Source organism: Ruegeria sp. HKCCD7251 (genome assembly GCF_013031165.1).
Taxonomy (GTDB): domain Bacteria; phylum Pseudomonadota; class Alphaproteobacteria; order Rhodobacterales; family Rhodobacteraceae; genus Ruegeria.
Genome location: NZ_WPZC01000003.1, coordinates 266479 through 289825 on the forward strand (window position 1 = coordinate 266479; position 23347 = coordinate 289825).

Genomic DNA, 23347 nt, shown 5'->3' on the forward strand with positions numbered 1-23347 from the left:
CCAATGGCTGATCTTGTTGTTCTTTCATTTGATGGTGTCGACAGTGCAGATGCTGTTTTGACAAAACTACGACAGCTCAAAAAACAGGAATTGATCGACCTGCTGGACGCCTGCGTCGTTGTGCGACCCGAAGAGGGAGACATACACATTAAGCAGTCAGTGAACATGACCCGAATTGGCGCCAGTACGGGCCTGAGCACCGGTGCAATAGTTGGTATGTTGGCCGGTATTCTTGTTCTCAACCCACTCGCCGGCATGGCAGTGGGAGGTTTGGCCGGGGCGGCAATGGGAGCGCTTGGAGGGTCCCTTTCCGATTACGGCATCAATGATGATTTCATCAAAGAACTGGGCGAGACCATCCAACCAAATTCATCGGCTCTGTTTCTGCTTGTCGCCAAGGCCACACCGGACAAAGTGATCGCCGAGATCGAACAATACGACCCGAAGATACTTCAGACGTCCCTATCGCAGGAACAAGAAGACAAACTCCGCGAAGCGCTCGCCGCTGCGCATAGCCAGTGATTTTTGATAGAGATCGGTCGCCAAGCCAAAGTGTGGACGACCTTCTTCAAATCATAGGGTTTAGGTTGAGAGCACTGCAATATGGTAGGCGAATCCGCTAATTGGCATGGGGAAAACACCGGGCGCGTCGCAGATGCGCTCGTCAAGCTTGGCCAGATCGGTTTCTGGGTTCAGCTGGTTTTTTTGATCATTGTCGTTGTACTGGGCGGCGTTGTCCTTGGCGTTGTCGGAGGTGGCGCAGGCGTGGGCAACGTGTTGTCCTTCTTGGGTTTGATCCTGCCCGCTTTCACCACATTTTGGTGTTGGCATTATTTGTCTTTGGGACGAAAGCTGAAAGAGACTGGAGATGACCCCTCAGCCGCCCGGCTTCAAAGTCGCGTGTGGATCGGCGTTTGGGTCGGAACGATCGGCGCTGTTCTGACAATTGTTTCATTGTTTGGAGCAGCTTTTGCGCTTCTGGTCACAATGCTGGCCAACCCTCAAGTTGGCTTGCAGATATCCGCAGCTGAAACCGGTGCCAGCCCCTACACGATTTCGGCGGTTGATGCAGTAAGCATCATGACCCTACTCTTAACGCTGACCGCTGAGTTGCTTGTTGTGGCGATTTCTTTGCGTATCGTTTTCCTGATCTCTCGTTCTCTGGGCGGAAAAGACGCCTGAATAGGCAATGCACTTGCTTTCGCGAAACCTTACCGAATTCCAGAGTAGGGCAGATAGTGGTGCTATGAGCCACCCAAAAACCGCTTGAACACGACCGAGGCCGGTAAAGCCATACAAACCCCGATCAGCGCAAAAAGCAGGATTGTTGGAATTGCCGGGTAAGATATTTCGGACTGTTCAGCAATATAGAGAGACAATCCTATGTTCCTCGCAATTGTTGCGATGGCAAGGCCCGCTCTTTTCGATCTGACCGGCCCCCCAAGCGTGTAGCCACTCGCTAACGCGACGGCACAAAGTATGACGACCGAAAACGCGGTGGCCCACCCAATTGCAAGTGATTGCCGTAGGTCCGTCAAAAGCGCCAGCGCGGTCAAAAGAGCGGCAAGGAACAAGAGATAAAGTCCCTTGGACACAATCGCCACCACCTTGTTGTGGCGATTTCGCAATCGCGGTACCGCGCGCGCCGATGCCCATCCAAGCACTGCCGGTAGAAAAGTCACCAGCCCGACCTGAGCGGCCACAGTACCCAACGAAACAGGAGTAGCCGCGACCTGGGGCAGATGACTAAATAAGAACAGCGCAAACGGCGTATAAACCACTGCCAACAGAGCAAGAAGCAACTGCAATGACCCAACATAGTTGAAATCGGCGGCTGCGGCTTCGGACCGGCGCGTTGTGAGAGGCGCACCGGGTGCAGCGGCCAAGATGGCCAAACCCAGAGCAACCTCAGGACGCACGGGAAGCAAAATAATTAGAACGAGTGTTGCCAAAGGCATCACGACGAGAACTGAAATCAGGGAACGAAACAAAAGCGAAGTATCGGACAACAGCGCACGAATGCTTCCAACCTCTTGCCGGGTTCCCAGCCCATACATCTGAGCAAAAACGACAACACCTGTAAAAATCAACACGACTTCGGGCATCTATTTACGTCCTTCTGATCCCGAAATGCTGGATTACTGACTGCGTTTCGCATCGATCCAAATACGGGACTGTTCCATGGCATCATTCAGCGCCGCCCCGATTTCAGGTTGCTCCTCAAAGATGCTCTCTTGCGATAATCGCTTCAGCAGTCCGGTTCGTTTCAATTGCCCTTGCAACTTGTTGTTCACACCGGTCAAAACCAGCTTGCTGTCGTGATGTTCAAGCTCTTTAGAGTATCGGCTTAGCAATCGAATGATCGTGCTTCCCAAGTCGTCAACGTCACGAAGCACCAATAATACCACTGAATGGCGTCCCGTATCTGCTTCGGGCAACTGAGCTTCAAGAGCCTGCGCCGACGCAAAGAACAGTTCTCCGCGAATGCGAAGAACCGTAATTTCGCCTTCCTCAAGAGCGGTCGCACCAGGCCGCTCTATTGGGAAGCCCCCTTCGACCAAGGAGATCTGCCGAACTTCGATCTGGTTAGCGGAGCGCAGAATTTGAAGAACGAAAGAGATTGCGATGCCCAACAGGATTGCAAACTGCAGCGGCAATAACAGCGTTGCCACCAGCGTCGCAGTAAAACCAGCACGGGCCATCGTTCCGGTCCGCCAAATGACGGCAATAGACTTGGGTTGGACATTCTGCACGCCCACTACGAACAAAAGCCCACCCAGACCGGCCATGGGAACAAGCTTGACCATGTCCACGAACAAAAAGACGATCAATACCACTGTTACGCCTGCAAAGATGTTTGACCAGCGCGAACACGCTCCGGCCTGAACACTGACAGCCGTTCCCGACATTGACCCACCTGAAGGGATCGAACCAAACACGCTTGCTGTGAGATTGGCCGCGCCTTGGCCGACGAAATCACGCGAAGTATCTGGAAACCGCCCATCGGGGTTCGGATAGCTTTGACCAACACCGGCGCCCTGTACCAACCCGATCACTGCGATGGCAATGGCGGGCAGGATCAGTTCTGGAAAGTAGCTTAAGTCCGGCAGCATTGGCGTGGGCAAGCTTCGGGGAATGATCGCGACATCTTTCACCAGCACGATCGAGCCGCCTTGAAATAGCGTGGCCAACCCGGTTGTCGCACCCAGAGCAAGGATCAGCGAGAACTTACTTAATCGCGTTTGCTGGATCAGAAAAATAAGGACAATTGTGGCCACGCCGATAGTAACCGAAGCGGTATCGAAACTACGCCAGTTCAAAGCGGTATCGGAAAGGCGCAACAAATGATTTGGCTGTGCGCTCTCGAACCGAGTGATATCAGGAATAGAGCCAAGAATGATCAGAGCTGCAATACCGGTAATGAATCCTGTCATCACCGAGTTGGATACATATCGGACCAGCCGCCCCATACGCAGCAGTCCAAAAATCAACTGCACCATCCCAATCATCATAACCAGGCCAATCAATGCGCCGATCTTTCTATCGTCCTCAACCCCATACAATGCCTCACCGACGGCAACCGATAGTGCGCCAGTCGTTGATACATTCATAAAAACGGAACTGGTGAAGATTGCGCCGACGGGCATGGCGACCATTAGCGCGTAAAGACCAGCGACAGGGTTGACGGTCGCAAGAACAGCATTGGCCATTCCTTGCGGAACGTTGACGATTGCGAACGTGGCACCTGCGACAAGATCCGAAACCACGTTCCTGCGATCAATCTTCAACCCGTCAAGCATGCAGCCGCGATCCAGTATATTTTGGGTATTCGGCGCGGGAGCACCACATCACTCAGGCACCACGCCCTTCAGTTCTTCCGCGTCATAGGGGTCGTGTTCAATGGCTTGTTCATCACTGGCGCGTGTGCCCGGAAAGACTTCGTATTTTGGGTCGAAATCCACCAGCAGACTGGCCAGTGTTTTCAGAATGGAGGGGTCACCCGTGATCTGCGCGGATCCTTCGGCAATGTGTTGCTCAAAACTCTTCTCTCCGGCCAGAGTTTCTTCCAGCTTGGCGCGGTCAATCGCCAGCGTCAGGTCAGCAGTTTCAGCCTGATACCCCTTTGTGTTCGTTAACGTCGCGTTTTCCAGTTCGACAATAAATTCCTCTCCATTATCCGGAGTTCTCAGATTGATCGTAAACCTCAGCCCCTTAGCTTTTTCGCTATCGAGCCGGATTCCGAGGAAGTTCAGGAACAGCTCAGTCGACATGGCGCGCATAACGTCAGGATTGGTTGTTTTGACGGCCTGCCCGGAAGGGATACCGGATCGCAATTCAAAAGCCCCCGCCAAGAATGAGTTGCGAAGCCCAGGGTTTTCCTGCTGATAACCGATTTGCTCGAAGGCATCCGCGAGAAGATCACGAGCGACTTCGTTTTCGGGTTCGGCAAGCGCAACCTTGTTCAGAATTTCAGCAACCATCAAATAGTCACCAGCGTCGTACATTTCACGGCAATTGGCGACAATTGCCTCGGCCCCGCCCATCAGTCGGACGTAAACCGGCGCTGAGTTTTCCGGTGAAGGCGGAATCAGTGTTGCAGGATTACAGTCCCAAAATCCGAGGTATCGCTGGATTACACCACGGCTGTTATGCTCAGGTGAGCCATGGTAACCGCGAGCGTGCCAGTGTTTCTGAAGACCCTCGGGGACTTTGTAGACGTTATGGATTTGGTTGATTGTGACGCCGTTGTTTGCGTGATGAAGAACCTGATTGTTCATATTCGCGTAGATATCGCGCTGCGCCCGCAGCACCTCTTGAATCCTCGCATTTCCCCATCGCGGCCAGTGGTGCGCGGCGAACATAACTTCGGCCTCTTGACCAAATCGGTACAAGGCCTGCGCTATGTACTTTGACCAAACCAACGCATCGCGTACCGGAGCGCCGCGAAGGGTATAGATATTGTGCAAGCAGTGGGTGACATTTTCGGCCATCCACAAAGCCTTCATGCCGGGAATGTAGGTGTTCATTTCCGACGGCGCCTCAGTATCCGGCGTGTTTTGGAAAACCATCGGAATGCCATCCACCTCGAATTCCTCATAGTCTTTTGAGACGATCCGCGTAGGGGCAATCAGAGTCACAGCGCCACGTGATGCAGCCTGCCCCAGACCCTGTGTGACATAGCCATGTGGATCAACGGGTAGTAGAATACCGTACTGGTAATAAGCCCTGCGATTCATAGCGTTACCAGCATAAACGTTTTCGGACACCGTATTGTCCATGAAGCCAACGGGAGCGATGATTTCTACTTTGCCGGCCGCCACATCTTCTTCCGATATGATACCCTTTATCCCGCCCCAATGATCCACATGATTGTGCGAGTAGATCACAGCGGTAATGGGAAGCTCTCCGCCAATATGTGATCGAAACAGTTCCAACCCGGCGCGTGCGGTTTCCGCTGACACCATCACGTCGAAAACGATCCAACCAGTTTTCCCGCGAACAAAAGACATCTGGGACAGGTCGAAACCGCGGATTTGATAAATACCCTCGACGACCTCATATAGTCCGTAATCCTGGTTCAGCTTTGCCTGACGAAACAGCGAAGGGTGAATGCTTTCGTAGCTATCCGCCTCGTCAATAAAATCGAACTGCCCCATGTCCCACGCAACATTGCCTGCATCCGCCATGATTTTAGGATGCTCCATTTTTGCGATCAGACCGCGTTCGCATTCGTCGAAGTCGCGGGTATCTTCGAAAGGCAAGGCATCGTGTGCGGCCTCCAGAACGGATTTGGTGTGCTGTGACGGAGGATTGCCTTTGGCATGAAAATGTGGCCGTTCGCTGGGCATGATCAAATTGCTCCTGATTGTAATGAGAGATTCCTGAACAGAACCGATCCGTGAAGGTTGGATAGTTTATTCGCTTTGGGTTGCATCACCGCCGACGGGAGCGATCCGGGTCGCGCCCTCTGAACGAGTGAATAGATAGACCATGAACAGGACAAAAAGGACTGCGACAAAGCCTACGACGCCGGCCATACCAAAAAGCGGTGCCCGATGCCGTTCATTCTTGTCGTTTGGATCGGTGTTGTTTGACGACATGTTGATCTTCCCCCCGAATGATCATTGTTTCCAAATCCCCGATTGCACCACGTGATAGGTCGCACGGACACAAACGTGCCGATGCAAAGACTGGCATTCGGCAACAAAAGATAATGTATTCTATATGTAAGAATATCATTATGCTTAGGTTTTGTTGTGAATTTTGTGACGGGTCAGTTAGTCAACAACGTTCCTGGCTCGCGCCGCAAACTTCGCGAATTTCTTAGCTGAAGCAGGGCGGACCCAAGCCGTACGATAGGAAGGATGAGGGAATTGGTTCGGTTGCGCGCTTTTATTGCTGGATTGTCCATTCCTTGTTTTCTGCTTGGTCTGATTTTGTTTGCGGCGTCACTGACACCGTCCATGATCCCCCGAGGGCCGATGGCGCAAGGCGTTCTTGGTGGCCTGGTCATGTCGCTTGGATACTTGATAGGGAAAGTGATTGGCTTGATCTGGCTTGCAGCCGACCTGCCTGTAATTCCACGTAAGCTGGCTGTTCTGCGTGATGTGTTGCTTACGGGTACAGTACTGACATTCGCGGTCTGGTCGATCACCCTTAACCTTGAGTGGCAGAACGATTTGCGTAGCAAGATGGGGCTTGCAGCGGCCGAAACCCAATACCTGATGACAATGCTACCCATCGCTTTGCTCACATTTTCCGCCGCCTATCTGATCGGCAAATTGATTGAAGGCATGTTTCGATGGACGCGCGCTAAGTTCTATCGGTTCATGCCGCCAAGGCGGGCCAATATCCTCGGCGCTTTAACAGTGTTCACAGTACTGTTTATCTTAACTCGAGATGGCGTTTTCGATCGGGTAGTCGCTACGCTCGACGAAAGTTATGAGGCGGCTCAGGAACTTTTTGACACCGCGCCACCAAAGCCTGCCAATCCAAACAAAACCGGGTCGTCTGCCTCGCTCATCGATTGGGCGGCTATGGGCAAGCCGGGCCGCGACTTTGTCGAGACCGGGCCGGATGCGGAAGCTATTTCAAATTTTTCTGGCAGACCCGCTTTGGACCCAATAAGGGTTTATGTGGGTCGGGCAAATGCCGACACACCAATGGAGCGGGCGGAATTGGCCTTGGCGGAGCTGAAACGCCTTGGTGCATTTGAACGAAAAATCCTGATTGTTACAAGCCCCACCGGAACCGGTTGGATGGATCCGGGATCGCATGATCCCGTCGAATACATGCACAACGGTGATATAGCGACCGTAAGCGTCCAGTATTCCTATATGCAATCACCACTTGCTTTGGTTCTTGAAACCCGCACTGGCCTGGATCAGGCGACCGCTCTTATGGAAGTTGTGCATGACTATTGGCGAACCCTCCCGAAAGAAGACCGCCCCAGGTTATATGCGCACGGACTAAGTCTCGGGGCCTGGTCGTCGATGTATGCAACCAACCTGTTTCGTCTGGTTGGTGATCCTATCGACGGAGCGTTCTGGGCGGGGCCGCCATTTCCTTCAGACTTTTGGCAGCGTGTGCAGAATTCCCGACAACCGGGCAGCCCTTGGGTTTTGCCTACAATTGGTGATGGTTCGATTGTTCGCTACGCTTCCCACTTTGCGGATGCGTCTGAGGCTGCGGCTGATTGGGGCCAGATGCGAATTGTCTTCTTGCAGTATTCAAGTGATCCAATTGTCTTTTACGATCCGTTTTCCTTCTGGCGCGCTCCTCCATGGATGAAAGAACCGCCCGCGGAAGATGTTTCAGAACACCTTACATTTATACCGGTTGTGACCAAGTTTCAGTTGGCGCTCGATATGGCATTATCTTTCGGGACACCACCTGGACATGGGCATGCCTACTTTGCCGAGGATTACATAGGTCCGTGGGTACAGGTTACTGCACCCGAGAACTGGACTGAAAAAGACACAGAACGCCTCGTTGCTCACTGCGATGTTGGATTCCAGTATGGGTGTGTAAACAATTGACTTCACTTTTCCCCCGAAGTGTCAACTAAAACAACGACATAAATTAGGGAGTAAACCGTTAATAAGGGAACAGCATTGGAGCGATGACCACCGCGACAGTGCCGGTCAAAATTGTGAGTGGCACACCGAGTTTGAGGAAGTCAGCAAAACTATACCCCCCAGGTGCAACGACCAATGTGACCACAGGTGTTGAGATCGGAGTCGAAAATGACGCGGATGCAGCGATCAGAACACACAGCGCAACTGGGTATGGTGAAATCCCAAGTGCTTCGGCGGCTGAAATAGCAATCGGCGCAACAAGTACCGCAGAGGCAGTATTGGATAGGACTAAGCCCAATAGGGCCGTTAAAACAAAGATCGCCGCCATGACTGCGCGCGGACTGGCTTCTCCGACAATGTAAAGAAGTTGGTCAACGATTATGTCCGATCCGCCCGTAGCCTGCAGCGCGTCAGCAAGTGGCAACATCCCGGCGATAAGAACGAGGCTTGGAAGTTTTACGGCGCGATAGGCGTCTTCGGCGGAAAGAGTGCGAAGCAAGACTGCCGCTACCGCGGCCATCAGTACTGCAGTAGTTATTGAGACGAGTTCTGAGACCGTTAGAGCAACCATCGTGACCATGATGGCAATCGCAGCCCAAAAACCCGTAGCTGCCGGTGGGACGGATGTCCGCTCATTTGGGAAGGACAAAAGCACCAACATATCATGCCTTTCAACCGCACGATCCAAGTCTTCCCACGATCCGGCCAGCATAAGACGATCGCCTGCTTGCAGTACTGTACTGTTGGGGTGTTCGACGGGCTCGCTGTTTCTCACCAGGCCAACAATCTCAATCCCTTTGGATTCGAACCCGGGTGCATCATGCATTTGTCGACCAATCACAGTAGCCTCGGGGTGGATCAATACATCCGCGAGACCCAACTGATCGATCCAAACAGTACTTGATTTCTGAAAACCCAAAGTTTTGGAAAACAACGTATTGGTTGATATCTCCGCCAGTGCATTTTGGGATCCTCGAATGAAAACAATGTCACCCGGTAACAATTCCATACCTTCACGAAACATGGCTGCGAGGTACTTTCCTTTGGCGCCAGGCCGCAGTCGAACGAGTATTGCCGTGCCACTTCCCGTCAGCTTGTCAACGTCCTCTGAGAGTACTTTGCCAGTGACCTTGAAAGTCGCGGAATGTACATCCAATCCAAAGGTTTCCCACATACCTGCAAGCGTCGTTCCGGAAATTGCGAGCTCCTGCTCATCAGGGGTCGATTTGGTCTTCAACCGGTAGCGGCCCCAAAACAAGACAAACAGGACTGCAACAACCAGAACCGACGCGCCGATCAAAAAGAAGGAAAACAAACCGAAAGGTTGGTATCCCTGCGCGACCAACTCATCACTTACGACAAGGTTCGGAGGCGTGGCGATCAAGGTCAGCATGCCACTTATCAACGCGGCATAGGACATCGGCATCAAAAAACGAGCCTTGTCGTTTGCCGTTTCTTGAGCAATTCGCAGAATGACCGGTATGAAAATTGCGACGACGGCTGTTGAGCTCATAACGCTCCCCAGAAGCGCCGTGCTGATCATGATGAGCACCAGCAATCCAGTTTCACCACGACCACCGTGCCGCATGATGGCGTCCCCTACTGCGCGAGCGACGCCGGTTCTATCCAACATTTCGCCCAGCACAAGAAGGCAGGCGACAAGGATTACAACGCTGTTCCCAAAGCCCGAGAGGCTTTCTCCAATTGTCAGCGTGCCGCTGAGGGCAAGCGCAAGAACAACTATCAAGGCAACGAAGTCATAGCGAACACGGTTGCTTGCCATCAGCACACCCGCGACGGCAATCAGAGCGAAGACAAATCCGGCTTCATTCGTCATTATATTACTCCCTTCAAACGATAGGGCGTCTATCCATGCGTGCAAATTTCAGGTGGTCGCGTCAGCCATATCCACGCCTGCTTCCCGCAGCAGTTCAAATTTCACAGCTGTTGCACTGACCTGTCGATAAAAGGCAATCAGCTGCCGCGTCGGGCCCTGAAGACGTGTCAAACCTACGGTGGCGGCGACGACTGTGCCGACATCCGTATTGCCTTCCAGGACCTGCCAACCGCCCACAACAAGAACCCCCACCGTCCCGGCGCCGTTAATGGCACTGAGTACAAATTTCGAAGACAGCTTCCAGACGAATATCCGGGAACGGGTATCGTAGATCTCGTCAAATTTAGGAGTAATCTCCGCTGCCGAGCGATCAGGGTCAACAAGCCAGTTTGTGGCTTTGCGCAATGTGTGAACTCTGTCTGACACAAGGGAGTTTACGCGCGTCTGGACGAGAAGAACAATAAACACCTGAGGGATAATCATACCGATTGCAATCAGCCCAGAGAGGGTTGATTGGCCGCAATATACCCGACAATCACAACAAGGGTTCCGGCCTGTACGATGGGTTCAGACAAGGCGCTACCGGAGAACTTTCCTACTTGTTCGGCTTCGGCCGACACCATTGTTGCCTTGGCACCGTAGGCAACTTTCTCGGAACCCGCCGGGTTTTCGCGAGACAGGTTGCAAATACGCTTGCGCAGCCTGCGGATCATGTCCTCGCCAAGGACGCTCGAAAGATACCCCAGCACCCATTTCAGCGCGAGGCTCAGGGTTATCACCGCGCCCATAGCAGCACCAAGCCACAGCAAGCCTCCGGGGCTTATGTTCTTTTCGGTCAGACCGTTCACGATTTCCTTCTGGTAGTTCAGTGGAAACGCCGCCAGGGCGGCAATGGCCAGCGACAGCAAGATGTTGACCACCTGACGATGTCCCGTAGTTCTCAAGATAGATTTGTAAAATTCGATCACTCGATCCCCCAAAGTCCAAGAGCACCTTTGCTTGAAGGTGCGGGTACATTGTTGTGACTGCACCCTAACACTCAATCCAATCTGAATATAAATCTACCTATTCTCCGGACTAAACGACTACGCTTGAGACGCTCGAATTTAGGAGCAACGAAATGAGTGCAACACATACAGTGGGAATTGAGAGCGGCCGCTGAGGTCCAATCCTGGAGAAACGGAGCTGCACCAAATAGACGAGAGATTTCGAACACAATTTGGTGGATTGGTCGACTTACAGGTTGACCGGAATCTGAGATTAGTTCGAATGTCGGCTCTTGATGCTACAACGCAGAATGTGATTGAACGATGAGTGTCCGGAACGGGCCGGGCGAGTAGCCTTAGATTGGAGTTACGGCACGTACGGTGACCAGCTGCCTGGCGGCCACCCTTTCGCGATGTATCATATACAGCCCTGCACCGATGATGATGGCAATGCCAAGCAGGCTAAGCGTGTTCGGGAAATCATTAAAGACAAGATAGCCGAACAAGGTCGCTATCGGCAGCTCAAAATACTGCAGCGGTGCCAGCGTGACGGAAGGCGCAAAAGACAGCGCGTAGGTCATCAGCATGTGGCTCACCGTCGCAAAAAAGCCAGCGCCTAAAAGCCACAACAACGCGATATCTGTCGGCCAAACGGGATCAAACAAATCAGAGCCGGAACCTTGGGCAATAATTAGAGCTGGAATGCAAAACAGGCTGGCGATCAGGCCGGTGTGGAATTGCAGGGTCACAGGGTGCACCCGACGCGACAATCCCCGGGTCAACAGAATGTAGAAGGCGAAGGCAATTGCCGTGCCAAGCGGAATAATGGCAACCGCGCCGAAAGCTGCGAAACTGGGCTGGATGACTAACAACACCCCGACAAACCCCACAAGCGCCGCGCCAACGCGACGCGGGCCGACGTCTTCACCAAGATAGAACTTGCCGATCAACAAGACGATGAAAGGGGCAATGAACACGATTGCCAGCGCATCGGCAAGGGGCATCACCCGGATTGCGGCAATGAAACAAAATGTTGCGAACACCAACAGCAATGAGCGGAAAACCAGCACCATCACCTGATCTTTCGCCACGCGCACTGACAGACCCATTATCCAGATGAAAGGCGCCATTAGCGCGCATTGCACCACAAACCGGGCAGCCGTAATCTGCCCAACCGGCACGCTGGTCGACGCGAGTTTCGCAGAAACGTCCAGCAAAGGAGCGGTTAGGCAAAACCCCAGCATCAGCGCAACGCCGACAAGGGTGCGATCCGGAGATTGGGGTATGGTTTCAGCAGAGGTCATCGTTTCATTTAGATATGTCGCCAAATGCGTGTCTGTTCTCAATACGACGACAGGCAAAAATCCCGCAATCCACGAGTTCGGGTTGAATTGGATATAGCGCTCGCGGCGAATGTCTCCTCTGACGGGCCGTACAGCCGCATCAGGTGGCAGGGTCAAAGGCAGCTAAGGGCCGTTTGCTTCTTTGGGACGCCAGGGCGGGATCCGGCCATTCGCCGCCAGTGCGATGAGATGGTGCCAGGACAGTGAGAGCGGACGTTCAGAATGGCCTGAAACCGAGCATCTCGCCGCACGACCGCATGGCAACTCCGAGTCCAACTCGGACATAGCATAATCGTTTTGCGTGCGCTCGCGGCGCAGATTTCGCTGCAAGCCGATCTGGAAGAATGGCTGCACCACTACAACCAAGAGCACACTCATCAGGGCAAAGTGTGTTGCAGAAGAATACCCTTCCAGACCATGATCGAGAGCAAAGAGATCAGGAAGCAAAAGATCCGGAACCAAACTTAATCTGGCATACACCACAGGAAAAACGGCCAACTGTCAGATCACATCGGAACCACTACATGTCAGTACATCAGCGACGCCGAGCAAACCCAGGGCTTTCCGATACGCCATTTCGCCACGCGTTCAACCCCTTGCAGCGTCGACAAATCCGCTCTCCGAACCCTTCGCTCCAGAATGGAGTTCTGCAACGAAGACACGGGCGTTCTTGCGGCACGTCATTGTGGGCGCAAGCCATGATCGTATCTGCTTCGTCGTCGGAGTCTTCCATCAGTTCTTAGCCTCGATTTCTGTTTTGGTTTATACAGCGACTGGAAAAGAAAGTTCCGAGCCCTAAGCCTTGAGATTGAAGGAGCTGCCCATTTCAGTCTGTCCAATGGGACGGCCTGTAATCCGAGGGGTTTTAATAGGACGAACCGGCATTCCTTCGTTCTCAGCAGCTTGGACAGCGAAAGTATACCGAGAACCGTTTCCGCATCCTCGCGGTAGGGCTCGTTGATCTGATGATATGTCGTCTGCCTCAGAGATGAGCGACTCCGAGTAGAGGTGCCGAAGTTGAGTCTCTGAAACGCCATCCGCTTCCATAATCAATTGCACCATGGGATCGGCCAAAAGTTGGTCGAGCAAGAACTGCGACAACTGCTTTGAAGACAATTTATCCTTTGCGCGGGCTCTCTCCAAATCAGTAAGAGAAACGGTCAAGGTACGCGCCAGACCGGGGTAAGATTTCCGTGGATGCAGACAGATTAACACCGAGGCCTTCCAGGCTTCTGGGTCCGAATAATCTGGTGGTGCGGAAAGCTCAGTTTCTATGTCGTACTCGCCTGCCGGGAGTAATTCGTCGAAGCCAGGGAAAGTAAACGGCCTGGAAAAGACTGCGATTGTCTTGCTGATTATCTGGTTCATTTGGGTAATTCTCCTTTGCTGATACCGCTCGCTCGGAGATGCAGACAAGAACAAGCCACCCACTCCCGGCAGGGTATTATCAGTTTTGAGGTTTAGGCTTTGGTTTTTCGGGGACGACGTCAGGCGCTTCAGACGTAACTTCTTTTTTCGGCGCGTCCGCATCGTTTTCCTTCAGTGCGGCAGCCGCTCTGGTCGTCAGGTCTTTGAAAGACATCATTTTGATCCTTTGATTGTCCGCAACACCCACGAGCCCAGATAGGGTGTGAAAAGTGAATGCGGCTACGTCCAATATAGGGATTGGGTGCCTCATTTACTACGTAAAGCCGTAGAATAAGACGGATGGCTGAAGCAGAACCGAGGCGGCGGCACCTTGGCGCGCTATTTTCGATTCGAGTATGGGCGATCAGTGTTCGCTGCGTTACAGTCAACCAAAGCGCTATCACCATGGAAGACTTTTGCTACATCGGGTGCAGCCATGCCGCGCGAGAGCGCGCTATACTTCATTCTCAGCTTCACCTCGCCACCAGGGCGAAGCAGCCAATTGGTGTTTTCTACAACGATATGATCACTGGTGGCTCCGACGAACGTGACGCCAGCAGGGAATATTAGACCCGCCGCATCAGTGTCCTGGAGTCCGATCGCAAGGATCGACCGAGTATTCGAAGGACTGTCTAAAGTCACACACTGCATTGAAGGTATGGGATAATTCATTTGCAAGGGATTTGGATTTGATTTGGTCTTCGTTTCGATCACTTCCGCCCAAAGCGTAAAAACATCTGTGTAAAGCCCGTCGATCGAGTATCCAGAAACGGGATCGGTACCCAGCAGGATGGCCTCACCCAGACGCAGGTTGTTGATCTTTCCGGTCGCCCCCTTGCCAAGCGCCCATGGCAAACTGGCAGAGCCGCCGCCTGACACTGTTTCCAGAGCGGGTCCACTTGCAAGTTCGGTGTCGGCGGCAAGCGACGAAAGCAATTCCATTGCTCCTGCAGAGGGTGCCACATGACCCAGACAGGCAAAATTTGCGCCAATCCCCTTCAGAGAAATCCCTTCCATTCTAAGAATTTGAGACACAGTGCTTTCAAGGTGTTCAGGCAAGATGCCATCCCGCATATCCCCCATTTCCACCATCAGGATAATATTGTGAGTAATGTTCTTCCCCAGCGCCTCGATGGCCAGGCTGGCGATAATGTCCATCTCAGTGTTGAAGCTGACATCGCAGTTATCAAGGACTTGCGCGACCTGGCTCAGCATGGGCGTTCGGATCAAGGATATGGAGCACGAGATTCCAGCATCGCGCATACGCATGATATTGCTGATCCGCGCGTCCGCCAGCCCTGTCACGCCACCTTCAAGCATAGCATTCGCAATCTCAGGATGACCGCAAACGGCTTTTGTCACACCTGTCACCGATATTCCGCGGGGTCTAAGGTGGTCGACCAGGAACCGTGTGTTGTACCGAATTTTGTCCAGATCAACGTCGATACGCAGCTTGCTCATTCAATCGTCGTAACACGTACGGGTTGCAAGCGCGGAAAGGCAGATAGAACCATATTCACCAAGTTTTTTGGAGGACGGTTCAATGCGTCAGTGACCGGGAGATACAATTTGCAGTTGTAGTCTGTGATGGCCTTTGAAATCTCAACATCATTCATTCCTTCATGGTTGATCGTCATGCCAATTACCTCTGTGTTCGCAAATGCCTCGATCAGGGTGATTTCATCGCAAGGGGCGGGCATAGTCATGTTGGGGAAATCACATCGACGTTTTCGTTTAGGCGCGTGTTGAAGAATAACTGCATGTGGCTGACTGCCTCGCAGAATGAAGGCTGATGTGCAAAAAGCCGGATGGCTTAGCGCGCCCTGGCCCTCGATCACTATTACATCCGGGTGCTCACCCTCGGATGCCGCAACGACAGCGCGCTCAAGTTCGCCACAACAAAATTGCGGCGGCACCGAATCCATCGCGACACCATACTTGGCGCCCTGCATCAAGCCAGTTTGGCCGGTGCCGACCAAAACTGTTTTGATCCCATGCGCGTTAAGTGCACCTGTCAGGATTGTCGCGGTTGTACGCTTTCCAATTGCACAATCGGTGCCGAACACCGCGATGCGGATCGCCTGGACGTCTCCAATACTGCCATCTAACAGGCGCAGGTCGGGATTTGGCCGCGGCTTGCGAATGTCGCGTATCGTGACATCGTGAATTTTGGCAAATCCGGCGAGCTCCTTGTCATCGCTAAGAAATTCATGCAGCCCACTGACGATGTTCATTCCGAGTGTTATCGCATCCAAAACAACTTCGCGATCCTCAAGGGACATTCTGCCGCTGGCCGGCGCCATTCCGTAAATAAAAGTGTCGGGGATCGTAGCTTCATTAGCGACGGCGGCATCAAGATCATCGAAGATGGGAACCTGATTTGCGATATTATCAAGCACTTTGCCACTGTCACAACCGCCATACGTGCTGTCGATCACCGAAAGAACGCGATAGGCCTGTGAATGTCGAACGAGACCATTAGCCGTCTTGCCATCGATCTTTGCGAAGTTTCCTTCGCAATACACAATTGCAGTCGGTGTATCTGTCACGAGTGTCTTGCGGTGAAGCTCTGGAAAAACTGCTTGTTCAGGCGCCAGCTTTTGCGCATCGCTGGCAATGAACTGCTTGGCATCCGACGCAATGGGTACGGGTTTCATATTTGTTCCTTTTTAGAGTGTGAAACGCGCGTCCTTGGTAAGGACGGGCAAAAATTGTGAAGTTTGGGAAGGTGGGCTTTCTGTCTGAATTCTCACTGGTTCAGAACACACAGCCCTTCTGATCGATGATAGTTTTTGTGGCATTGCCACCCATTGCCGGATCGGTCGATATGGGCATTTGCCGGTAGCTCGATTGCATTGCAGCGATCACCGGACGCCTCGTAGCCACGTTCGCATTTCCATCCAACTCCATGGATCGCGTCATCGTAGAAAGCATTTTCAGGCACAAAGACGGCATCGCACCGTCCGTCGCGCTCAAAATACCCACGCTCGCACGTCCAGGGACGCCCGCTGGTTGATGCGTTCAGAAAAGCGTTTTCCGGCACCACTACTGCCACGCATGCTTCTCCGTCTTTTTCGTAGCCACGGTTGCAACGCCATGCAGATCCATAAGTGCTATTCGTCAGGTAAGCATTATCCGGCACCACGATTTTCTGGCAGCTATCGTCTACTCTTGTGTATCCACGCAGGCACCGCCACCTCTCACCTGATGGATCGAGATATCCACCCTCAGGCACAATCACTTCAGTGCATGAGGTGCCGCCAACTTCAACAAAGCCATGCATACATGCCCACCCTGAGCCATAGGTTCTGTTTGTGGGGTAGGCATTTCCCGGCACGACAATGGCCACGCATTCTTCGCCTTTCAACCGATAGGACAAATCGCATTTCCAACCGTCGCCATACTTTTTGGGATGCGCGTTATCCGGGATCGAATTTGTTTCGGCCGATGCGGGACTTGATGAGATAAAGGAGCCCGCCAAACTGCTGAAGACGACAACAAACAACGCAGCCATTAAGTGAGCGCAAAACCGGTACTGATTTTTTCGATTTGCCCTGATGCAAACGGCGTTGTCCGAATGTTGAGTGATTGAGTTACGATCCATCCAGGTTCAGCCCCTCGATACAGGCCTGCGCCAGGTCTTTGTTAGGAGTTTGGGATCCCGGCACCGTTGCCCAGCCAGCCGCCATGACGGCATCCTTCTGCTTGAAAGAAGAAGCCTCTTTGATCGTCGTTATTTTTTCGGCGCGTTGGGCGTCAGTTCTCGCCATGTCGACGCAGACCGGAACCAACGCAGCGATTACATTGTCGCGGGACATGGCGTTGGCCATCTTGTCCGCGCTACCGCCGGTCATCCATCCACCCCATGAAAATCCAACGACGCCTACGAAAACCCCGCCGATCAGAGCACCGTAGATTCCGGGTTTAAGCCATTCGGGCGTGTTCATAATCTATTCCTCCTGCGGGGAAAGCGCCGCATCGCTGTCATTGTTAGATGTGGCCAAGGTCTGGTCGTGCTTAAGCGCCAGTTCAAAATCTTCTGGGTCAATTGGGCGCATTTCCGTGCGGCCTGGCTTGCTGCCTTTGCCCCGAACTGTCAGGTAGGTTCCGGTTCTGCGATAGGCTTCGAAACTCAGGCCCTGCAGTAGCTCTTCTTCGACAACTACTTCATACTCGCCTGCAGGAAGTACATCCGGGTAGCCGGACAAAGAGAACGGATTTGAAAACGTCACCAAGGAACTGGACGATCTTGTGCTCACCTTTGTCCTCCATTTAGTTTGTTGGATCTTCCCCGCGCAGTCTGCCGCGGTACACGCTCGTAAGCGCCGCGGTAGTACTGGCGTTGTAGTTTAGAATAATGTGCAAATGTCATGCGCGCGCTGATCGATGTTAGTCGGCGGCCAATGACCTGAGATTTTATTGGAATCTCAAATGCATTTGGTGCCCGAGGATCAGGCACACTGCCAAAAATTGACTAACCTGCGTCAGTGCAACGATGTTTGGATTCCGGCAACGTGATGTGTGTTGGCGGGATATTTGCTGGCGTGTTCTTAACGAGTAATTGAGAAGCGCAGGAAATCCAGTACCGCAATCGGACTGTATTTATCTTGCGCTTCTTTTTCAGTGAAATCCCAAATCTGCCGAAGCGAATTCCGTCTCTAACAGGCAACGATCATCAAAATCCCGGCATCGCTGTAGGGGTGAACTTATTGCTTCAACAGTGGCCCGGCCTGATCCAGATAAGTGGGGTCAAAACCGGCCAACGTCACCAGTCCTTCATAATCATCAAATACCACTTGCCCGGATTGAAAAGTAACCAGCCCCTTCTCCCGCAGTTGCCGTAGGACACGATTAACATGTACGGCACTCAGTCCCAGTGCATCGGCAAGGTGGTATTGTGTCAGTGGGCAGGCGTATCCCGTCTTGCTTGCCATCCCGACCTGAGACAGCCTCACACCAAGTTCCAATAGAAAATGCGCCATGCGCTCACCCGCATCTCGCCGTCCTATGTTGACCAGGTGCTCAACCACCATCGCTTCATCTCGAGAGACCGCCCAAAGAATTGCTGTCGCCAGCCGGGGCGTTTGCGCAAATGCGTCCAGGAGATCATCCACTACTACTTCAATGGCTTGGATTTCCATGATTGGTTCTATGCTGTGATCCGAGGTGTGCAGCAGAACGCTTCGCAAGCCCAGAAAGTCACCCGGTATTTGGAAATCGACGATCTGACGCGACCCGTCAGTCTGGGTTTTGTAGGAACAAACCCAGCCCGAGGCCAGAATGTAGGCAGCCTGCTCTGATTGCCCTTGATGCACAAGGTCACGTCCGGCTTCAAAGGTTCTGCGACGCTTGTGCAGGCGTGCCAATGCCGCAAGTTCAACCTCAGTAAGAGCGACGAAGTTTGAAAGCTTTCGGGTGAGTGGACCGTTTTTGATAGTGCGCAAGTGTTCTTCCTTCATCGATGAGCAGCCCGCGAAACTATCCGACGCCAAGACTGCTTTCGATCAGTTAAGTATACAGCAATCTATGCCAGTATGATGCAATTCATTGTGGCGCTTCCTTGCTTGGACGCCTGTTAAAAAAGGACGTCTACCATGGCTGACCGGCAAGACCACTCTGGAATGGCCGCACTCTCAATTTGTGAAGCGCTTTTGCTTGCAATCAAAGATCGTGAGCTCCTGCCCGAACATGAAATTGTGGGAGTTCTGCGTGACGCAGCTGCTGCCCACGAAACAGCGGTCGGCAATAACGATGAAAAGGATATGCACCAGGCCGTCGCCTTTCTCATTAACCGGATCATTGCTTCCGGCTATCGGGTTCGGCAGTAGCGTAAAGTCCCGTATCGGAAAAACAAGATTATGCTCGTCAAAAAAGCTTAACAGCAAGAAGACACAAAATTGGCGTCTCGTTTCTAATCAGTTCAAACACGAAGCAAAAACCAATGTTTCAATACTTGCCATATCCCGCGTCTTGCTCGTCCGACCGAGCCGCGGCGAAGGTACGGTTCCCGTTAACGCAAATACAACGGCTGCGAATGACCTGATTGGTGACACTTGCCGCGACGCAACAATAAGTATGCCGCGACCGCGAGCAAGTGCTGCTTTAGCGAAGGCTCCAGATCGAAAGACGGCAAAGCCAGCTTACCGTGAGTTCACCAAAGCCCAGATTTCGCTTGCGCAGCGAACGGCAGGAACGCAGGCAGTAGCCGCAGCATCCGAGGGGTGCACTGGATGTCTCCTTTGGGCCGATATTTACTTGAACCGCACGTTAAAGAAATTGAGCAACTTCAAGGAACTCAATGGTCGCGCAGGCTCTGACAACCCAGATGTGCGACCGTTCTAATCATCAGTTGCAATCGGATGCATAAATTTCTGGTCGCAGGTTCAAGTTGAAAAAGGTCACCAGAGTTAATAGGAACGTTCACTTTTACTCCCAATCAAATCTTTGAGGAGATGATATGGCGCGGTTTCCCGAAACTGTTCGACGAATGTTTGGCGGGTGGCTTTTTGTCGGTAAATCGCATTCTGATCTCTTCAAGGCAAAGTTCATTGGCTTGAGAGAGCAGCTGAAATCAGCTGTATATGGTGTGTTGGAATGTCGAACAGTCGCTAAGCATTCAACGGCTTCTCTCAAGAAGGCAGATTTGAGAGAGCCCGTATATAGCTGGAGGAAGCGCCAAGAATGCTGTTCATAGATTAAATCTAATCTTCCTTGCCGGCATTCTCAAGACAGCCTGAAAGAAATAAATAAAATTCATGTATTTAGGAGCTCTGACAGTAGATCCTTTGCTGCCGTATCCCGAAGATTACGTTCAGGGCATCCTGCCGGGCATCACATGGCGCCGAGCGGAAGTAAGCCCAGTTTTCGCGCTCTATCGCGGATAAATGGTCCACTTTTGTCTTCATCCTGGATCTCACCGACGGTGCTCTCAGACACATCATATGTCGAAATGAATTGTGAGCAGACATCAATCCCATCTACGCGTCTCTTAGGGTCTGGGGTTGCTCGGTAAGCCAATTCTTTCCATGAAATAGGCCTGCAATAGTTCAGCGACACAGCCCGATTTCCAAACCGTGCTAATTTTGTTTAAGTTTCCTGGTCCCAACATGTTAGACGAATGGGATGTTGAGGTGCCGTTTCGATTCCATCAATCCTTGCAAGCTCACCAAGTCATTCGCTCATTTTTGCAGCCGGAGTAGATTTCAAGCTAAAATTAGTTTTTGCAGTAGCGACAGTAAGTTTGGCTGGGCAGGTTCACGCCGAAAACTGGCCAAACCGAGGCAATCTGCCGATACCTCTTGCGCCTTTTGAGGGAACCATAGGTGAAACGTATCAAGAGTCCGAAGCAGACTGGCAGGAGCCAATCGCTGCGCCTGAAGGCGCACCAAACATCATCGTCGTTCTTCTCGACGATGTGGGTTTTGGTCAAACTTCGACTTTCGGTGGATTGATACCAACTCCTTCGCTGGACCAATTGGCCGAAGAAGGGCTGCGTTTCACTCGCTTCCATACCACCGCGATCTGTGGGCCTTCCCGGGCGGCGCTTCTAACTGGGCGCAACCACCACAGCTCCGGCAACGGTTTCCTGATGGAATGGGCAACGGGGTTCCCAAACTATTCAACCATGTTGCCAAAGGAAACTGCAACCATCGGAGAAATCCTAAAGGGCAACGGGTATGCCACTTGGTGGTTTGGCAAGAACCACAACACGCCAGACTGGGAACAGACCGTAACTGGGCCATTTGATCGCTGGCCCACTGGCATGGGCTTTGACTACTTCTATGGGTTTAACTCGGGCGAAACTCACCAGTATTACCCAGTTCTTTTTGAGAACACTTTCCCAGTGGAACCGGAAACCACGCCCGATGAGGGCTATCACTTCATGACCGACATGACCGACAGAGCCATTTCGCGGATGAAGTTCTCAAAGTCGGTTGCGCCCAACAAACCCTTCTTCATGTATTTTGCACCAGGTGCCATGCACGCCCCACATCATGTAACGGCCGAGTGGCGTGAACAATTCGACGGTGCTTTCGATATGGGGTGGGAGGCGTATCGCGAAGAGGTTTTTGCCCGGCAGCTCGAGATGGGGATTGTGCCCGAAGGTACGGAGCTCACCACGCGCCCAGATTGGGTGCCAGCATGGGATACGTTGAGAGACGATCAGAAGGAGGTCTATAACGCGCTTTTCGAGAATTACGCCGGCTACTTTGCCTTTACGGATCACGAGGTCGGTCGACTGCTTGATGCGGTGAAGGAACTGCCAGACGCAGAGAATACTATGGTGATCTATATTGTCGGGGACAACGGAGCCTCTTCGGAAGGCGGACCTGATGGAACGCTCAATGAGATCATGAACCTCAACGGCATCCCTTCGGATATTGATGACATAAGAGCGAACCTCGACAAGCTGGGTGGGCCGGAATCTGAACCGCACTATCCGGTAGGCTGGGCTTGGGCTGGCAACACCCCTTTCCAATGGGTCAAGCAGGTTGCTTCGCATCTTGGTGGTACGCGCAATCCAATGGTTATCACTTGGCCTGCCCGGATAGAACACGACGCGGAACCGCGAACAGCGTTCCTGCACCTTGTGGATGTCGTTCCGACGATCCTTGAAGCAGCAAATATCCCCATGCCCGATACCGTGAACGGAATCGATCAAAAACCGTTGGAAGGCGAAAGCTTCCTGGCGAGCTTTACTGACCCAGGTTACATGGGCAGAACCCAGCAGTATTTCGAAGTCTTTTCTGACCGTTCAATGTATGCAGATGGCTGGAAAGCCAATGCCCAGCATACTTTCCCGTGGCGGCAGGACTTTGCTCCCGGAGAATGGGAAAAAGATACATGGGAACTATACAATCTTGAGGAAGATTTTTCTGAAGCCAACAACCTTGCTTCCGAAAATCCGGAGAAGCTTGAAGAGTTAAAGGCAATGCTGGGCGAGGCCTTCGAAAAATACGGCGTGCTGCCGCTTGATGACCGCGGGGCGGGCCGCCTTGCCAGTGCCAAGCCACCTGTTCCGGGTGCCGACGAAGGCGCCAAGACTTACACATACTACGAAGGCGCAATCCGCATCGCAGAACCCGCCGCACCGCCTATGAAGAACCGTTCCTGGACCCTGACGGCGCAAGTCGACACCGAAGGAGCCGGAACCGAGGGCGTAATTATGGGCTTCGGTGGTGTTGCTGCCGGGATGGTCCTCTATCTCGACGGCGGTGTACCGGTGTTCGACTACAACCTGTTTGAAGAACACACCGTCGTGAAAGGTAGCGAGCCATTAGCTTCTGGCGAGACTGAGGTCAAAGTAGACTTCGCTTACTTGGGTACAGCAAACGAGGCGGGTAAAGGCGCGGCTATCACGCTTCTCGTCGATGGCGAAACCGTGGCTACCGGCACGATGGAGTCCACTGTCGCTGGTCGCTTCGGAATAGACACTTTCGGTATAGGAGAAGACACCGGCCAACCTGTAACGTCGGCGTACGAGCCGCCATTCGCGTTCACGGGCGAAATTCAAAGCGTTGTGATCGAGGTGCAATGAAAGTGCTGAGGATGTTTGGCTTTCGCAGCTAGCGCTCGCGTATCGATTGAAGTGCTGTTGGCGGTCACAAACGACCGTGTTTGGCAATTCCCGAATTCCAAAAGCAGTCATTGGCGCAGATGCAGCGAATTGGTGCTTAGTCCCGCGGAGCCGTCATT

At 52.7% G+C, this 23347-nt stretch carries 21 protein-coding genes; 5 read left to right on the forward strand and 16 right to left on the reverse strand.

Annotation, left to right across the window (positions count from 1 at the left end; genetic code table 11):
- Window positions 1-3: 3 nt before the first annotated feature.
- Window positions 4-522, forward strand: coding sequence for a DUF1269 domain-containing protein (locus GOX75_RS10515; RefSeq protein ID WP_058284048.1), 519 nt, complete (start codon window positions 4-6; stop codon window positions 520-522).
- Between the two features lie 81 nt (window positions 523-603).
- Entirely contained in the window at window positions 604-1182 is a 579-nt protein-coding gene (locus GOX75_RS10520) for a DUF3611 family protein (RefSeq protein ID WP_170621342.1), read from the forward strand.
- Between the two features lie 62 nt (window positions 1183-1244).
- Here the strand turns inward: GOX75_RS10520 and GOX75_RS10525 are convergent, their stop codons facing one another.
- From GOX75_RS10525 to GOX75_RS10540, 4 genes are all read right to left on the reverse strand, one after another.
- On the reverse strand, window positions 1245-2105 hold the full coding sequence (locus tag GOX75_RS10525) for a hypothetical protein (RefSeq protein WP_171122831.1): 861 nt from the start codon (window positions 2103-2105) through the stop codon (window positions 1245-1247).
- A 33-nt stretch (window positions 2106-2138) separates the two neighbouring features.
- Entirely contained in the window at window positions 2139-3800 is a 1662-nt protein-coding gene (locus GOX75_RS10530) for a SulP family inorganic anion transporter (protein WP_171122833.1), read from the reverse strand.
- 48 nt (window positions 3801-3848) lie between these two features.
- Window positions 3849-5849, reverse strand: coding sequence for an alkyl/aryl-sulfatase (locus GOX75_RS10535; RefSeq protein WP_217354426.1), 2001 nt, complete (start codon window positions 5847-5849; stop codon window positions 3849-3851).
- Between the two features lie 66 nt (window positions 5850-5915).
- Window positions 5916-6101, reverse strand: coding sequence for a hypothetical protein (locus GOX75_RS10540; RefSeq protein WP_171122835.1), 186 nt, complete (start codon window positions 6099-6101; stop codon window positions 5916-5918).
- 381 nt (window positions 6102-6482) lie between these two features.
- Here GOX75_RS10540 and GOX75_RS10545 point away from each other — a divergent pair, with 381 nt between their 5' ends.
- Window positions 6483-8039 (forward strand): alpha/beta-hydrolase family protein, encoded by a 1557-nt coding sequence (locus tag GOX75_RS10545; RefSeq protein ID WP_254428730.1) that lies wholly within the window; start codon window positions 6483-6485, stop codon window positions 8037-8039.
- Window positions 8040-8097: 58 nt separating this feature from the next.
- On the opposite strand, the gene GOX75_RS10550 is transcribed toward GOX75_RS10545, so the two are convergent.
- The 12 genes from GOX75_RS10550 to GOX75_RS10600 form a co-directional block, all read right to left on the reverse strand.
- On the reverse strand, window positions 8098-9915 hold the full coding sequence (locus GOX75_RS10550; protein ID WP_171122839.1) for an SLC13 family permease: 1818 nt from the start codon (window positions 9913-9915) through the stop codon (window positions 8098-8100).
- 48 nt (window positions 9916-9963) lie between these two features.
- Complete coding sequence (locus tag GOX75_RS20340; protein ID WP_254428731.1) at window positions 9964-10320, reverse strand: hypothetical protein; 357 nt, start codon at window positions 10318-10320, stop codon at window positions 9964-9966.
- Window positions 10321-10409: 89 nt separating this feature from the next.
- Complete coding sequence (locus tag GOX75_RS20345) at window positions 10410-10835, reverse strand: hypothetical protein (RefSeq protein WP_254428732.1); 426 nt, start codon at window positions 10833-10835, stop codon at window positions 10410-10412.
- Window positions 10836-11257: 422 nt separating this feature from the next.
- On the reverse strand, window positions 11258-12187 hold the full coding sequence (locus GOX75_RS10560; RefSeq protein ID WP_371808152.1) for a DMT family transporter: 930 nt from the start codon (window positions 12185-12187) through the stop codon (window positions 11258-11260).
- A gap of 180 nt (window positions 12188-12367) precedes the next feature.
- The gene (locus tag GOX75_RS20570) at window positions 12368-12742 is read right to left on the reverse strand and encodes a hypothetical protein (RefSeq protein ID WP_171122840.1); all 375 of its coding nucleotides are present in this window, start codon (window positions 12740-12742) and stop codon (window positions 12368-12370) included.
- Between the two features lie 297 nt (window positions 12743-13039).
- Window positions 13040-13612 carry a hypothetical protein gene (locus tag GOX75_RS10570; RefSeq protein WP_170336663.1) on the reverse strand — a complete coding sequence of 191 codons (573 nt, stop codon included), beginning with the start codon at window positions 13610-13612 and terminating at the stop codon, window positions 13040-13042.
- 378 nt (window positions 13613-13990) lie between these two features.
- Window positions 13991-15112, reverse strand: coding sequence for an alanine/ornithine racemase family PLP-dependent enzyme (locus GOX75_RS10575; RefSeq protein WP_171122842.1), 1122 nt, complete (start codon window positions 15110-15112; stop codon window positions 13991-13993).
- Window positions 15109-16308: a DUF1611 domain-containing protein gene (locus GOX75_RS10580; protein ID WP_170647618.1), complete on the reverse strand. Its 1200-nt coding sequence runs from the start codon at window positions 16306-16308 to the stop codon at window positions 15109-15111. Before GOX75_RS10580 ends, GOX75_RS10575 begins: the two co-directional genes overlap by 4 nt.
- 92 nt (window positions 16309-16400) lie before the next feature.
- Window positions 16401-17030 carry a hypothetical protein gene (locus GOX75_RS10585; RefSeq protein WP_254429639.1) on the reverse strand — a complete coding sequence of 210 codons (630 nt, stop codon included), beginning with the start codon at window positions 17028-17030 and terminating at the stop codon, window positions 16401-16403.
- A 214-nt stretch (window positions 17031-17244) separates the two neighbouring features.
- Window positions 17245-17598 (reverse strand): hypothetical protein, encoded by a 354-nt coding sequence (locus tag GOX75_RS10590; protein ID WP_170329075.1) that lies wholly within the window; start codon window positions 17596-17598, stop codon window positions 17245-17247.
- A gap of 3 nt (window positions 17599-17601) precedes the next feature.
- Window positions 17602-17910 carry a hypothetical protein gene (locus GOX75_RS10595; RefSeq protein ID WP_170329073.1) on the reverse strand — a complete coding sequence of 103 codons (309 nt, stop codon included), beginning with the start codon at window positions 17908-17910 and terminating at the stop codon, window positions 17602-17604.
- A 447-nt stretch (window positions 17911-18357) separates the two neighbouring features.
- Window positions 18358-19110 (reverse strand): Crp/Fnr family transcriptional regulator, encoded by a 753-nt coding sequence (locus GOX75_RS10600; RefSeq protein ID WP_171122846.1) that lies wholly within the window; start codon window positions 19108-19110, stop codon window positions 18358-18360.
- 135 nt (window positions 19111-19245) lie between these two features.
- Between GOX75_RS10600 and GOX75_RS10605 the strand changes: the two genes are divergently transcribed.
- The gene (locus tag GOX75_RS10605) at window positions 19246-19479 is read left to right on the forward strand and encodes a hypothetical protein (protein WP_170336649.1); all 234 of its coding nucleotides are present in this window, start codon (window positions 19246-19248) and stop codon (window positions 19477-19479) included.
- A gap of 1352 nt (window positions 19480-20831) precedes the next feature.
- Window positions 20832-23189 (forward strand): sulfatase-like hydrolase/transferase, encoded by a 2358-nt coding sequence (locus GOX75_RS10610; protein ID WP_171123220.1) that lies wholly within the window; start codon window positions 20832-20834, stop codon window positions 23187-23189.
- The last annotated feature ends 158 nt before the right edge of the window (window positions 23190-23347 follow it).